The following is a 13,399-nucleotide window of genomic DNA, read 5'->3' as shown; positions in this document are numbered from 1 at the left end:
ACTCAGGGCCCATGCCAGGAGGAACCATGTTCCGCAGCGAGTACGCAGACGTTCCGGCTGTAGAACTCCCCATCCATGACGCGGTGTTGGCCGGGGCCGCGGAGTTCGCGGACGAGCCCGCGCTGATCGACGGCACGGACGGCACCACCCTCACGTACGCCCAGGTGGACCGGTTCCACCGCAGTGTCGCGGCGGGGCTCGCGGAGGCGGGCGTGCGCAAAGGGGACGTCCTCGCGCTGCACAGCCCGAACACGGTCGCCTTCCCGCTGGCCTTCTACGCCGCCACGCGCGCGGGTGCCTCCGTCACGACGGTGCATCCGCTCGCCACGCCGGAGGAGTTCGCCAAGCAGCTGCGGGACTCGGCGGCCCGCTGGATCGTCACCGTGTCACCGCTCCTGGAGGCGGCCCGCCGCGCGGCCGAACTCGCGGGCGGCGTCGAGGAGATATTCGTCTGCGACAGCGCGCCCGGGCACCGCTCGCTGGCCGACATGCTCGCCTCGACGGCCCCCGAGCCGGTGGTCGACATCGACCCCGTGGAAGACGTCGCGGCCCTCCCGTACTCCTCCGGAACGACCGGCGTCCCCAAGGGCGTGATGCTGACGCACAGTCAAATAGCCACGAACCTGGCCCAGTTGGAGCCCGCGGTCCCCACCGGCCCCGGCGACCGCATCCTCGCCGTCCTGCCGTTCTTCCACATCTACGGCCTCACGGCCCTGATGAACGCACCCCTGCGGAAGGGCGCCGCGGTCGTCGTCCTCCCGCGCTTCGACCTCGAAACCTTCCTCGCGGCCATCGAGAACCACCGCATCACCGGCCTCTACGTCGCCCCGCCGATCGTCCTGGCGCTGGCCAAACACCCGGCGGTCGCGCAGTACGACCTCTCGTCCCTGAAGTACATCATCAGCGCCGCCGCCCCCCTGGACGCGAACCTCGCCGCCGCCTGCTCCAGGCGCCTCGGCCTGCCGCCCGTGGGCCAGGCGTACGGCATGACGGAACTGTCCCCGGGCACCCATGTGGTCCCCGTACGGGACATGCCCACGGCACCCCCCGGCACGGTCGGCAAACTCATCGCGGGCACCGAGATGCGGATCGTCTCCCTCGACGACCCCGACAAGGACCTCGGCATCGGAGAGGCCGGCGAACTTTTCATCCGCGGCCCCCAGGTGATGAAGGGCTACCTGGGCCGCCCCGACGACACCGCCGCGATGATCGACGAGGACGGCTGGCTGCACACCGGGGACGTCGGCCATGTGGACGCCGGCGGCTGGACCTTCATAGTCGACCGGGTCAAGGAACTCATCAAGTACAAGGGCTTCCAGGTGGCCCCCGCCGAACTGGAGGCCCTCCTGCTCACCCACCCCGGCATCGCCGACGCGGCCGTGGTGGGCGAGTACAACGAGGACAACAACGAGGTCCCGCACGCGTACGTGGTCCGCCAGAGGGCGGCCGTAGACCCCTCCGAACTCTCCGAAGGCGAGGTCATGATGTACGTCGCCGAACGCGTCGCCCCCTACAAGCGGGTCCGCCGGGTCACCTTCATCGACGCCGTCCCGCGCGCCGCCTCCGGCAAGATCCTGCGCCGCGAACTCCGAGGCCGCTCGTGACCCTGATCGGCCGGACACGCGAACGTGGCATCGAGACCCTGAGCCTGGACTCACGAGACACCCGCAACGCGCTGTCGGCGCCCCTGGTGGCCGAGTTGGCCGACGGCCTCACCGAGTGCGCCAAGGACACGGACGTACGGGCGATCGTCCTGACCCACACGGGGAACACGTTCTGCGCGGGCGCGGACCTACGGAACCCACCGCCCCCGGACGCGTTGGTGACCCTGCTCCGCCAGATCGTGGAGGCACCCAAACCGGTCGTCGCCCGCGTGACGGGTCACGTAAGGGCGGGCGGCCTGGGCCTCCTCGCGGCCTGCGACATCGCGGCGGCATCCGGGGAGGCCACCTTCGCCTTCACGGAGGTACGGATCGGGGTAGCCCCGGCGGTGATCTCCCTCCCGCTCCTGCCCCGCACGGACCCCCGCGCCCTGGCCCGCTACTACCTCACCGGCGAACGCTTCGACGCGCCGGAAGCGGCCCGCATCGGTCTGCTGACGACAGCGGGAGAGGACGTGGACGAGTCCCTCGCCCCCATCCTCGACGGCCTGCGCCGCTCCGCCCCCGAGGCCCTGGCCGAGACGAAACGGCTGCTCACGGCTAGGGTGCTGGAAACCTTCGACCGGGACACGGCCGGCCTGACCGCGCTCTCGGCACGGCTGTTCGCCTCCGCGCAGGCCCGCGAGGGAATGACGGCCTTCCTCGAACGACGGGATCCCGTATGGCTGGTGTGAGCGCGGCGCCCGCGCCGGGCACGGTCGACCGCAGACCCAAGCAGGACCGCAGCCGGGCCACCCGGCAGCGCCTCCTGGAAGCCGCCGTGTCCTGCCTCGCCGAACACGGCTGGGCGGGCTCCACGGTAGCCGTCGTGGCCGAACGCGCCGGCGTCTCCCGAGGTGCCGCCCAACACCACTTCCCCACCCGCGAGGACCTCTTCACGGCGGCGGTGGAGTACGTGGCGGAAGAACGCTCCACGGCCCTCCGGGCCCTGTTCCCGGAGGGCGCGGAAGACCGCCGAGTAGTGGTCGAGGCCCTGGTCGACCTCTACACGGGCCCGCTGTTCCGAGCAGCCCTGCATTTGTGGGTAGCAGCCTCGAACGAGGACCAACTCAGGCCCCGAGTAACAGAGTTGGAGGCCAAAGTGGGCCGCGAGACCCACCGCATCGCCGTAGACCTCCTGCGCGCGGACGAGTCCAAGCCGGGCGTACGAGAAACGGTCCAGGGCCTCTTGGACATGGCGAGGGGCCTCGGCCTGGCAAACCTGCTCACGGACGACAGGGGACGAAGGGAGAGGGTCGTCGCCCAATGGACCCACCTGCTGGAGGGCGCCCTTTAGGGGCGCGGGGAACTGCGCGACCAGCCCCGACGGACCCGCACTCGCCCACGCACCTCAGGCATCTCTTCAGTGGGCGATATCCCCAAACCCCTCGATCGCCTGAGGCCCCCGAGAGGCGGGCCCCACATACCGAGCAGAAGGCCGCACCAACCGCCCCGTCCGCTTCTGCTCAAGAATGTGCGCCGACCACCCCGCGGTCCGCGCACACGTGAACATCGACGTGAACATGTGCGCCGGCACCTCGGCGAAGTCGAGCACGATCGCCGCCCAGAACTCGACGTTGGTCGCGAGCACCCGGTCGGGACGCCGAGCGTGCAACTCCGCGAGCGCGGCCTTCTCCAACGCCTCCGCGATCTCGAACCGCGGCGCCCCCAACTCCCGCGCCGTACGCCGCAGTACACGCGCCCGAGGATCCTCGGCCCGATACACCCGGTGCCCGAACCCCATCAACCGCTCACCCTTGTCCAGCGCCTGCCGCACATACGCCTCGGCATCCCCGGTCCGCTCGATCTCCTCGATCATCCCGAGTACCCGAGACGGCGCACCACCGTGCAACGGTCCGGACATGGCCCCCACGGCCCCCGACAGCGCGGCGGCGACATCCGCCCCGGTCGACGCGATCACCCGAGCCGTGAACGTCGACGCGTTCATGCCGTGCTCCGCGGCGGACGTCCAATAGGCGTCCACGGCGGCCACATGCTTCGGATCGGGCTCGCCCCGCCACCGGATCATGAACCGCTCGACAACGGACTGCGCCTTGTCGATCTCGCGCTGCGGCACCATCGCGTTGCCCTGCCCGCGCGCGGACTGGGCGACGTAGGACAGGGCCATGACGGCCGCGCGGGCGAGGTCGTCGCGGGCCCGCTCCGCGTCGATGTCGAGGAGCGGCTTGAGGCCCCACACGGGCGCGAGCATGGCCAGCGCGGACTGTACGTCGACGCGGATGTCACCGGAGTGCACCGGGATCGGGAACGGCTCGGCGGGCGGCAGTCCGGGGTTGAAGGCGCCGTCGACGAGCAGCCCCCAGACGTTGCCGAACGAGACATGACCGACCAGGTCCTCGATGTCGACGCCCCTGTACCGCAGGGCGCCGCCTTCCTTGTCCGGTTCGGCGATCTCCGTCTCGAACGCGACGACTCCTTCGAGTCCAGGTACAAAGCCGGGGTCGGACATCGGGCGGCTCCTCATGCTGTGGCTCCACGGTCACCGGGGACTCGCGGGCCGAAGATAGAGACAGCAGCACCATAACGCCGGGTGCCACCCATGGGGAGGGTCGGGTGGCACTGAGTGCCACCCGAACTCGTGGCCGCACCCGCCGTACGGCAAGATGACCGCCGTGACTGACCGCGATCCCACCGCCCGCGATACCGCCGCCCGTGATCCCCGCCTCGACCCCGCCGCGATGCGCAAGCAGTACCGGGCGGCGGGCCTCGACGGGAAGGACCTGGCGCCCGGCCCCATGACACAGTTCGGCCGCTGGTTCGAGGAGGCGGCATTCCAGGACCTCGTCTACGAGCCCAACGCCATGGTCGTCTCCACCGCCGACCCCGAGGGCCGCCCCAGCTCCCGCACGGTCCTCCTCAAGGACTACGACGACCAGGGCTTCGTCTTCTACACGAACTACGACTCCCGCAAGGCCCGCGAACTCGCCGCCAACCCGTACGTCTCCCTGCTCTTCCCCTGGCACCCGATGGCCCGCCAGGTCCTGGTGACCGGCACCGCCCGCCGCACCGGCCGCGACGAGACCGCCGCGTACTTCCGCACCCGCCCGCACGGCTCCCAGCTCGGCGCGTGGGCCAGCGCCCAGTCCTCGGTGATCGCCTCCCGGGCCGAACTGGAGTCGTCGTACGAGGAGTTGCTCGCCCGCTACCCCGAGGGGGAACAGGTCCCGGTCCCGCCCCACTGGGGCGGCTTCCGCATCGCGCCGCAGACTGTCGAGTTCTGGCAGGGCCGCGAGAACCGCCTCCACGACCGCCTCCGCTACACCGCCGAACAGGACGGCAGCTGGCGGGTGGAGCGCCTGAGCCCCTGAACTCTCCTGGCCCTGGACCTGGGACAAGGTCCCTGACTCCGGCCGAGGGAGAGGGATGACGTGCGGTTTCGGTTTCAGTCGGACGGGCTGGGTGCCCGCCGATGGATCCTCGTCGGAGTGATCACGTTCGGGTCGCTGTTCCTGACCGTCGGGCTGATTCTGGCCGGGGTGTCGGTCTCGTTGCTGACGAGCGCGGAGCGCGCCCCGGGCACGGTCGTGTCCCTGGACTGGCGGGCCGGCCACAGCACCGGAACTTCCCGCAAGAGCCGCACGAACAGCGGCCCCGTGGCATACCCGGTCGTCGAGTTCACCCCGGCACACGGCACACCGCGCACGTTCCGGGGCATCGGCCTGGCGACGGTCGTGATCGCAACGGTCGTCGCGCGCCGGACACGCAGACGACCCGCGAGCTCAGGTCCCTCCGCCTCGCAGCGGGGGAGCCGGCCGGACGTACCGGCGAGCTCGCGGGTCGGGTGACTGCGTTGGGTTAGGCCGGTTGCGTGCGACTCACACACGCGGGCCCGGCGCCGAACCGAGTACGACGGCGGGCCACTAGCCCGCAGCCACCTCTTCCGTCCGGTATCCATACATCTGCCGAACCACCTCCTTTCCGAAGTACTCGCCACCCTAAGAACCCCCTGCCGACGGATCAACCGCTTTTCGCGAACGGCATAGGCCACGGCAGCACCGTCAGCTCCGGCCAGGACTCCCGCCAGCGGGCCGCCTTCGTCTCGTAGACCTCTTGTGGTGCCTGAACCGGGTTCGGGCGTACGACGAGGTTGTAGATGTCGGAGAGGCCGTGCGGGGCGTAGACGCGCCAGTCGCCGTCCTCCTTGAGGCGTACGGCGAGGCAGCAGGTGGTCGACGCGAAGGAGTCGATCGCGGACTCCACGGAGTCGTACGGCGGGCACGGGGTGCCGAATTTCTGCTCGTACCAGAGGTGGACTCGGGCCTCGTTGCGGATCTCCACCTCTGCGGGGAGGCCGGCGAAGGCCCTACGGCCCGCGCGGATCGCCGTGTCCTCCGCCTCCCAGGAGAGGTCGGTGGCGTCGTAGTAGAAGACGTCGTAGTCCCTGATGCCGTGGGTCGGGGGACGGCCGGTGACCGTGTTCCAGATCGTTTGGAAGAGGCAGCCCGCGGTCAGGTACCAGTCGGGGAGGCCGAGGGCCGCGGTGCGGTCGAGGACTTCCAGGAGGGTCTGGTTGCGGGACAGCGTCGTCCGCAGCGCGGTGAGCTGTTCGTCGAGGGGGAGGCGGGCGGGCATCGGGCGAGTGTGCCGGTGCCGGAAGCGGTGCCGTACAACGATTCGCTCAATCTTTGGGAACGCGGTGTGTGCTGCGTCACGTTCGAGTTGAATGATGGTGAGTGAGTGAACCGACGCTCCGTGTCCGCGGACGCAGCCTGCAGCAGGGGGTCCAGGTGAGTGCTTCCCGGCATAGTGGGACCACCGACGAGTTGGGTCCCGACGAGCCCGAGCGGGACGGTGGTCCCGAGGGGCCCGGCGGGTCCGATCTGCTCGCCGCGTTGCTGGACGGGATGGACGCGGCACTGTGTGCCTTCGACGCCGACGGCGTGCTGACCCACTGGAACCGCGAGGCCGAACGCATCCTCGGCTGGACCGCGGCCGAGGCCGTCGGACGGCACGGGCTGGCCGGGTGGGCCGTACGGAGTGCGGACGCCGAGGAGGTCGAGGCGCGGCTGATGTCCGCGATGCAGGCCCCAGGACGGCAGGTGAATGAATTCGCCCTGCTGACCAAGGACGGTGGGCGGGTGCTCGTGCGGACGCAGTCCGCCGCCGTGCGCGGGCCCGACGGGAAGCCCGCCGGTGTCTACTGCGCCTTCAGTGAGGTACATGCCCAGATCGACCTCGAGCGGTCGATCGCGTTGAGTGAGGCCCTCTTTGAGGACGCCTCCTGGGGGGTCGTGCTCGTCGACGCCGATCTGCGGCTCGCCGTCGTCAACGCGCATGCCGCGCGGGCGCTCGGCACCGGGCGCACCTCCGTCCTCGGGCGGCCTCTCGGCGAGCTGCTGGTCCAGGGCGTCGAGGAGTTGGAGGCCGCGCTCGCGCATGTGCTGGCCGAGGGCGCGCCGCCCGCGCCGGCCGAGATCTGGGTGAGCGTACGGACGGCCGAGGGGCATCTGCGGCGCTGCTGGCGGAGCGGGTTCCTGCGGCTGGCCTCGCCGCTCACCGAGGAACCGGTGCCGCTCGGCGTCGGCTGGTTGTTCCAGGACGTCACCGAGGCCAAGCAGATCGAGCAGGAGGCCTCGCTGCTGCGCTTCCGCGCTCAGCAGCTGCACCGGGCCGCGCGCGCCGCCGCCGAGTGCGAGGATCCGCGCGACGCGGCCACCGTCCACCTTGACTTCGCCCTCGCCGGCTTCGCCGACCACGCGCTCGTGGACCGAGTCGTGGGCGGATCGTTGAACGATACTGACGGCGCGTCGGCAGCGGCCGTACGGCTCGTCCGGGTCGCCGCCACGCCCACGGGGGCGCCGGGGCCCAGTCTGCTCACCGGCGCGGCTGGGCTGCCCGTGCGCTACGGAGAGGGGCATCCCGCCCTGCAGTGCGTCGAACGCGTCGGCTCCGTGCGGGCCAGCATCGGCGCCGCCCCGCCCGAACAGGCCCGGGAGTGGGCCCGGGCCCGCCAGTGGCCCCAGGACGCCGTGCACGCGCTGTGCGCGGTACTGCGCAGCCGGGGCCGGACGCTGGGAGTGGTGACGTTCCTGCGCGGGGCGGGCCGCAGCCAGTTCGAACGGTCCGACTCGATCTACGCCGAGGACGTGGCCGTACGGATCGCGGCGGCGCTGGATCTGGCGGGGGCCACGGGGGAGAAGTAGCGGCGGCCCGGAACCGGTCTCAGTACTGGTAGAAGATCCGGTCCCGGTACTCCTCGAACACCCGGCCGTTCCACTCGTGGCCGCCGTCCACGTTCCCGGAGCGCAGCAGCGGCGGCTCGATGCCGCGGTCGGCCAGGGTCGCCGCCGCCGTCGCCATGACGGCCTGGAGGAGGGCCGTGGTGACGACCGTGGAGGCGGGGGCGAAGGGGGCCGGGATGGCGTCGTGGGTGAGTTCCGCGTCGCCGATCGCGATCTTCGAGTCGAGTACGACGTCGCAGTGGTCCTTGAGATACGTCCCCGAGGTGTGCCGTGACGTCGTCTCCGAGGCGTACGCCACCGAGGTCACGCCGATGACGCGGACGCCGAGGGCGCGGGCCTTCATGGCCATCTCCACGGGCAGGGCGTTGCGCCCGGACAGCGAGATGATCACCAGGGCGTCGCCGGAGCGCAGCGGTGACGTCTCCAGGACCACGCCCGCGAGGCCGTCGACGCGCTCCAGGGCGGAGCCCAGCGTGGCCGGCATGACGTCGACGCCGAGGACTCCGGGCACCACGAGCAGGTTCATCAGGGCGAGTCCGCCCGCGCGGTAGACCAGGTCCTGCGCGGCGAGCGAGGAGTGCCCTGCGCCGAAGGCGAAGAGGCGCCCGCCGTCGGCCACGGTGTCCGCGAGGAGCGTGCCGGCCGCCCCGACGGAGTCGGCCTCTTCGTCGCTGACCCGCTGGAGCAGGGTGATCGCGGCGTCGAAGAACTGGCCGGCCGGCGTACGGTCGCTCATGCGGGAGCCCCCTCGGTGAGTTTGTGTCGCGGATCACCGTGCGGTCTGGACCAAGTGGATGTCAATACGGCGTCGAGGGCGATCGGGTCCGCCGCGGAGCGGGCGGAGGGGGGCTGCACGGACCGCCGTAACCGGCTGGTTTCAACGGCGCGGCACGGTTGTCAGTGCGATGCGTCAGAATTGAGTCCAGGGCCAGCGCACGCGCCGCGGAGCCGCCGAGCTTCGGGCAGAGGTAATCGAGGGGCACGTATGTCCGGACTGATCGACACCACGGAGATGTATCTCCGCACCATCCTCGAGCTGGAGGAGGAAGGTGTGGTCCCCATGCGCGCCCGCATCGCCGAGCGGCTCGACCAGAGCGGCCCGACGGTGAGCCAGACGGTGGCGCGCATGGAGCGCGACGGCCTGGTGGCCGTCGCGAGCGACCGCCATCTGGAGCTGACCGACGAGGGCCGCCGCCTGGCCACGCGTGTGATGCGCAAGCACCGGCTCGCCGAGTGTCTGCTCGTCGACGTGATCGGCCTGGAGTGGGAGCAGGTGCACGCCGAGGCCTGCCGCTGGGAGCACGTGATGAGCGAGGCCGTGGAGCGGCGGGTCCTCGAGCTGCTGCGCCACCCCACGGAGTCGCCGTACGGCAATCCGATCCCCGGTCTCGAGGAGCTGGGCGAGAAGGACGGGGCCGACCCGTTCCTCGACGAGGGCATGGTGTCGCTGGCCGAGCTGGATCCGGGCCTGGACGGCAAGACGGTCGTGGTGCGCCGGATCGGCGAGCCCATCCAGACGGACGCGCAGCTGATGTACACGCTGCGCCGCGCGGGTGTGCAGCCCGGCTCGGTGGTGAGTGTGACGGAGTCGGCGGGCGGGGTGCTGGTGGGCAGCGGTGGCGAGGCGGCCGAGCTGGCCTCGGACATCGCCTCGCATGTGTTCGTCGCCAAGCGCTGACCACGCCCTTCGCCCGGCGGGGCCGTCAACTCGTGGGGCTGGACAGGTAGTTGTGGCGTTCCGCCGGTCGCGGAGATTCCAAGATTCAGTGCGCTGAATTGCAGCGCGGGGACGCTTGGCGTGCCAGGCTGTCGCGTGAGGCATATGACCGTGAGGGGGCGGGAGGATGTGCCGCAAACATGGGGAGGGCCCCGACGCCGTGCGGCGCCGGGGCCTGTCCTCCCCTTTGCTGACCCGGAGCCCCGAGCTCTCAAGGTCATCCCCTTCGGACCGGTTTCCCCGAGCGGTCCGCCTCCCGGTGAAGATCTCCCCCCGGTGGCGGCGATCATTCCTTGAGCCGGGTCACTCGAACGAGGGGTGTTGTGGCCGGAGACCGCATTTTCGAATCTGTATTCGATAACCTCTGGGTGATGAAACGCGCGGGGCGTGACCTGTAGGAAGAGACGAGCAAGAGAAGAGACAGCAGCAAGAACGAACGGCACAAGCGGCAGAGCGTGGCTAGGGGGGGTGCCAGGACCAATGGCGCGGCGCATCGACGTGACCGGAGCAGGCGGCGTACGCCTGGCCGCATGGGAGTTCGCGGACCCGCCCAAATCGGGGGAGATCGAGCGGGCACCCGGAGTTCTCTTACTGCACGGCCTGATGGGCCGCGCCTCGCACTGGGCGTCCACCGCCCGGTGGCTCTCCGAACGGCACCGCGCGGTCGCACTCGACCAGCGCGGCCACGGCCAGAGCGACAAGCCGCCGCAGGCGGCCTTCACCCGTGAGGCCTACGTCGAGGACGCGGAGGCCGCGCTGGAACAGCTGGAGCTCGCCCCGGTCGTCCTCATCGGCCACGCGATGGGCGCGCTGACCGCGTGGCAGCTCGCCGCGAAGCGGCCCGATCTGGTGCGGGGCTTGATCATCTGCGATATGCGGGCGTCCGCGCTGGGGGCGGCCTCGCAGCGGGAGTGGTCCGACTGGTTCAAGTCCTGGCCCGTGCCCTTCGCCACGCTCGCCGATGTCCGCAAGTGGTTCGGCGAGGACGATCCGTGGGTGGAACGGCCCAATCCGTCCCGGGGGGAGTTCTACGCCGAGGTCATGCACGAGTCTCCCGACGGGTGGCGGCCGGTGTTCGAGCCGGAGCAGATGCTGAAGTCGCGGGAGACGTGGGTGTATGACGCGCACTGGGAGGAGCTGGCCCAGGTTCAGTGTCCCGCGCTTGTTGTGCGGGGGCTGGACGGGGAGTTGGGGCGGGCCGAGGCACAGGAGATGGTGCGGGTGCTGCCGCGAGGGGAGTATGCGGAGGTTGCCGACGCCGGGCATCTGGTGCACTACGACCAGCCGTCGGCTTGGCGGGCGGCTATTGAGCCGTTTCTTGATGGGGTGCTGGTGTGAGAGCGCCTACGGGGGTGGGGGGTGCGGTTGTGGGGCGGGTGCGGGTGCGTCGTGGTTGCTCGCGCAGTTCCCCGCGCCCCTTGGGGGATCGCCCGGCCCTGAGCTGAAAAGTTACCCCTTGCTTACCGCCGCCAGGATCTCCGGCAGCCGCCTCGCCGTTCCCGGTGCCGCCAGCCGCAGCCCCGCGTAAGTGATCGCCGCCCCGTACCCCGCCCCCACCGGCAGCAGCAGCCAGCTCCACTGGTCGCCGTTCGCGCTCACGTTGGACCAGATGGTGAGGGTGATGACGGGGGAGCAGAGCAGGGCCGCCGCGATCATGCCGCCGAAGATGGAGATCCAGGCCAGTCCGGCCTGGCCTGGGGCGACGTTCTTGTGGCCGCCCTGGGGGATGGAGTAGGGGAAGCGGGCCGAGGTCCAGGCGCCGGTCGCGAGCATCGCGCCGAGGAGGGCGAACGAGAGGCCGAGGACCTCGGGGAGCCGGTGCCAGTCGCCGAGCAGCGCCGTCGTGAGGACGGTCACGAGCGCCGCGTACGGGACGGTGATGAGGAGCAGCGCGAGGGCGCGGGCGCGGAGTTCGACGTAGGCGTCCCTCGTCGTGGAGATCGTCATCGCGACCATCCAGAACGCGGAGGTGTCCTGCCCGAACTGGTTGTACATCTGGATGCCGAGCATCCCGGCGGCGAAGCACGCGAAGTAGACCGAGCCGGTGCCCTGCAGCGCGTTGAACACCGGAACGATCAGACCGATCGCCAGTGAAGTCACCCACGCCGCCTTGGTCTTGGGGTCGCGCCAGACATAGCGCAGGCTGCGCTCCATGACCGTGCCGGTGCGGCCGGCCGGGAGGAGACGGGCCAGGCCGCCGGCGGACGCCTTGTCCTTCGCGGCCGGTTCGGCGGACTGGAGGGTGGAGCCGTCGGGGGAGGTCATCAACTTGGTGAGGCTGCGCGACCAGAGGAAGAGAAGGGCCGCCAAAGCGCCTGCGGACAGGGCGAGTTGGGTGACGGCGAGGCCGTACGAGCCCTTGCTCACGGAGTCCACCGCGCCGACCGCCGACGCGGGCGGCACCCAGCGCAACACCTCGGCCGCCGGGTCGAGTTGGGACAGCCCGGACGAACCCAGGCGCTGCGCACCGAAGTTGACCAACTGCGCCCCGACCGCGATCACCAGCCCGCTCAGCACCGCGAGGTCCCGGCCCTTCCGGCTGGTCAGCAGGCGGATGTTGGCGGCGGCGACGGCCCGCGCGAGGGCCACACAGACCAGCAGGGAGAGCGGGAGCGCCAGGACCGCCGTGACGTAGGCGGCGGCGCCGTGCGCGACCGCGATCACCGAACCGAGCAGCAGCGCCAGCGTGAACAGCGGGCCGATGCCGACCAACGAGGCCGCCAGCAGCGCCCGTACGAGCGGCTGGGGCCGCAGCGGCAGCATCACCAGGCGGGTCGGGTCGAGGGTCTCGTCGCCGGTCGGGAAGAACAGCGGCATCACCGCCCAGCCCAGCCCCAGCACCGACACCAGGACGACCACCACGGAGTCGGCGTGCGAGTCCCCGCGCAACGCGATCAGCCCGAGCAGCTGCAGCGCCGCGAACAGCAGCGCCACGACCGCCGACGCGACATATGCGGCCCGTCGGCCACCTGACTGCCGTAGACCGTTGCGCAACAGCGACAGCTTCAGGCGGACGACGACGGGAGTGATCGAGGCCGGGGGCGTGGTGTCGGTCATCGGGTGCCGCCGCCCAGCCAGTCGAGGTCGGAGCCGTGGTCGCGGGCGCCCGCGCCGACGAGTTCGAGGAACGCCTGCTGGAGCGTGGGGGCTTCGCCGCGGACCTCGGCCAGCGTGCCCTGGGCGCGGATGCGGCCGGCGGCCATCACGGCCACCCAGTCGCAGAGCGACTCGACGAGTTCCATGACGTGGGAGGAGAAGACGACGGTGGCGCCGGAGGCGGTGTAGCGCTCCAGGACACCCCGGATGGTCTGCGCGGAGACCGGGTCGACGCCCTCGAACGGCTCGTCCAGGAAAAGGACTTCGGGATTGTGGAGGAGAGCGGTGGCGAGCCCGATCTTCTTGCGCATACCGGTGGAGTAGTCGACGACGAGCTTGTGCTGGGCACCGGCCAGGTCGAGCACGTCCAGCAACTGCGTGGCCCGCTTGTCGACCTCGGCCCCGGGCAGCCCCCGCAACCGCCCGCTGTAGCCGAGGAGTTCACGCCCCGAGAGCCGTTCGAAGAGGCGAAGTCCCTCCGGCAGCACCCCGATCCGCGCCTTCACGGCCACGGGGTCACGCCAGACGTCGTGGCCCACGACCTCAACGCTGCCCTGATCGGGCCGCAGCAACCCGGTCACCATCGAGAGGGTGGTGGTCTTCCCGGCCCCGTTCGGCCCGACCAGCCCGATGAACTTCCCAGCAGGCAACTCCAGATCGATCCCGGCAACAGCAACCTGCTGTCCGAACCGCTTCCAGAGCCCACGCACACTCACGGCAGCAGACGTCATACCTTGCACCCT

13 protein-coding genes are annotated in these 13,399 nt (G+C 70.8%); 8 read left to right on the top strand and 5 right to left on the bottom strand.

The features are described 5' to 3' along the window. The first annotated feature begins 26 nt into the window (after nt 1–26). Genes OH768_RS22695 through OH768_RS22685 form a run of 3 tightly spaced genes read left to right on the top strand, consistent with a single transcriptional unit; the run spans nt 27 to nt 2,937 of the window. On the top strand, nt 27–1,604 hold the full coding sequence (locus tag OH768_RS22695) for a 4-coumarate--CoA ligase family protein (protein ID WP_406456345.1): 1,578 nt from the start codon (nt 27–29) through the stop codon (nt 1,602–1,604). Next, nucleotides 1,601–2,335 (top strand): enoyl-CoA hydratase family protein, encoded by a 735-nt coding sequence (locus OH768_RS22690; protein ID WP_406456343.1) that lies wholly within the window; start codon nt 1,601–1,603, stop codon nt 2,333–2,335. Before OH768_RS22695 ends, OH768_RS22690 begins: the two co-directional genes overlap by 4 nt. Continuing rightward, the gene (locus OH768_RS22685; RefSeq protein WP_406456341.1) at nt 2,323–2,937 is read left to right on the top strand and encodes a TetR/AcrR family transcriptional regulator; all 615 of its coding nucleotides are present in this window, start codon (nt 2,323–2,325) and stop codon (nt 2,935–2,937) included. Before OH768_RS22690 ends, OH768_RS22685 begins: the two co-directional genes overlap by 13 nt. 66 nt (nt 2,938–3,003) lie before the next feature. Here the strand turns inward: OH768_RS22685 and OH768_RS22680 are convergent, their stop codons facing one another. Continuing rightward, complete coding sequence (locus tag OH768_RS22680; protein ID WP_406456339.1) at nt 3,004–4,110, bottom strand: citrate synthase 2; 1,107 nt, start codon at nt 4,108–4,110, stop codon at nt 3,004–3,006. Between the two features lie 163 nt (nt 4,111–4,273). On the opposite strand from OH768_RS22680, the gene pdxH reads away from it, so the two are divergent. Then, complete coding sequence (gene pdxH, locus OH768_RS22675) at nt 4,274–4,969, top strand: pyridoxamine 5'-phosphate oxidase (protein ID WP_406456337.1); 696 nt, start codon at nt 4,274–4,276, stop codon at nt 4,967–4,969. A 60-nt stretch (nt 4,970–5,029) separates the two neighbouring features. Next, a complete protein-coding gene (locus OH768_RS22670) occupies nt 5,030–5,446 on the top strand; it encodes a DUF3592 domain-containing protein (protein ID WP_406456335.1) in 417 nt (138 codons plus the stop codon). Nucleotides 5,447–5,618: 172 nt separating this feature from the next. Here OH768_RS22670 and OH768_RS22665 read toward each other — a convergent pair whose 3' ends face one another. Beyond that, a complete protein-coding gene (locus tag OH768_RS22665) occupies nt 5,619–6,233 on the bottom strand; it encodes a nucleotidyltransferase family protein (RefSeq protein ID WP_406456333.1) in 615 nt (204 codons plus the stop codon). Between the two features lie 155 nt (nt 6,234–6,388). On the opposite strand from OH768_RS22665, the gene OH768_RS22660 reads away from it, so the two are divergent. Then, nucleotides 6,389–7,804 carry a PAS domain-containing protein gene (locus OH768_RS22660; RefSeq protein ID WP_406456331.1) on the top strand — a complete coding sequence of 472 codons (1,416 nt, stop codon included), beginning with the start codon at nt 6,389–6,391 and terminating at the stop codon, nt 7,802–7,804. A 19-nt stretch (nt 7,805–7,823) separates the two neighbouring features. Here OH768_RS22660 and OH768_RS22655 read toward each other — a convergent pair whose 3' ends face one another. After that, nucleotides 7,824–8,579, bottom strand: a complete 756-nt coding sequence (locus tag OH768_RS22655; RefSeq protein ID WP_200715393.1) for an SIS domain-containing protein — start codon at nt 8,577–8,579, stop codon at nt 7,824–7,826. Nucleotides 8,580–8,828: 249 nt separating this feature from the next. Here OH768_RS22655 and OH768_RS22650 point away from each other — a divergent pair, with 249 nt between their 5' ends. Together OH768_RS22650 and OH768_RS22645 are read left to right on the top strand one after the other, a co-directional pair. Continuing rightward, nucleotides 8,829–9,521 (top strand): metal-dependent transcriptional regulator, encoded by a 693-nt coding sequence (locus tag OH768_RS22650; protein ID WP_388102001.1) that lies wholly within the window; start codon nt 8,829–8,831, stop codon nt 9,519–9,521. Nucleotides 9,522–10,040: 519 nt separating this feature from the next. Beyond that, on the top strand, nt 10,041–10,898 hold the full coding sequence (locus OH768_RS22645) for an alpha/beta fold hydrolase (RefSeq protein WP_406456328.1): 858 nt from the start codon (nt 10,041–10,043) through the stop codon (nt 10,896–10,898). A 111-nt stretch (nt 10,899–11,009) separates the two neighbouring features. Here the strand turns inward: OH768_RS22645 and OH768_RS22640 are convergent, their stop codons facing one another. Both OH768_RS22640 and OH768_RS22635 read right to left on the bottom strand, forming a co-directional pair. Further along, complete coding sequence (locus tag OH768_RS22640; protein ID WP_406456326.1) at nt 11,010–12,617, bottom strand: transporter; 1,608 nt, start codon at nt 12,615–12,617, stop codon at nt 11,010–11,012. Further along, nucleotides 12,614–13,387, bottom strand: coding sequence for an ABC transporter ATP-binding protein (locus OH768_RS22635; RefSeq protein WP_406456324.1), 774 nt, complete (start codon nt 13,385–13,387; stop codon nt 12,614–12,616). Before OH768_RS22635 ends, OH768_RS22640 begins: the two co-directional genes overlap by 4 nt. Nucleotides 13,388–13,399 lie beyond the last annotated feature (12 nt).

This window comes from Streptomyces sp. NBC_01622 (genome assembly GCF_045209635.1).
GTDB lineage: Bacteria > Actinomycetota > Actinomycetes > Streptomycetales > Streptomycetaceae > Streptomyces.
The sequence above is the reverse complement of the archived record's forward strand: the minus strand, read 5'-3'. Positions and strand labels throughout refer to the sequence as shown.

Bases quoted from the DNA above. Each gene is read 5' to 3' on its own strand.
- OH768_RS22680 (WP_406456339.1), bottom strand. From the start codon at position 4,110: ATGTCCGACCCCGGCTTTGTACCTGGACTCGAAGGAGTCGTCGCGTTC.
- OH768_RS22650 (WP_388102001.1), top strand. From the start codon at position 8,829: ATGTCCGGACTGATCGACACCACGGAGATGTATCTCCGCACCATCCTC.
- OH768_RS22655 (WP_200715393.1), bottom strand. From the start codon at position 8,579: ATGAGCGACCGTACGCCGGCCGGCCAGTTCTTCGACGCCGCGATCACC.
- OH768_RS22685 (WP_406456341.1), top strand. From the start codon at position 2,323: ATGGCTGGTGTGAGCGCGGCGCCCGCGCCGGGCACGGTCGACCGCAGA.
- OH768_RS22665 (WP_406456333.1), bottom strand. From the start codon at position 6,233: ATGCCCGCCCGCCTCCCCCTCGACGAACAGCTCACCGCGCTGCGGACG.
- OH768_RS22635 (WP_406456324.1), bottom strand. From the start codon at position 13,387: ATGACGTCTGCTGCCGTGAGTGTGCGTGGGCTCTGGAAGCGGTTCGGA.
- OH768_RS22645 (WP_406456328.1), top strand. From the start codon at position 10,041: ATGGCGCGGCGCATCGACGTGACCGGAGCAGGCGGCGTACGCCTGGCC.
- OH768_RS22695 (WP_406456345.1), top strand. From the start codon at position 27: ATGTTCCGCAGCGAGTACGCAGACGTTCCGGCTGTAGAACTCCCCATC.
- OH768_RS22640 (WP_406456326.1), bottom strand. From the start codon at position 12,617: ATGACCGACACCACGCCCCCGGCCTCGATCACTCCCGTCGTCGTCCGC.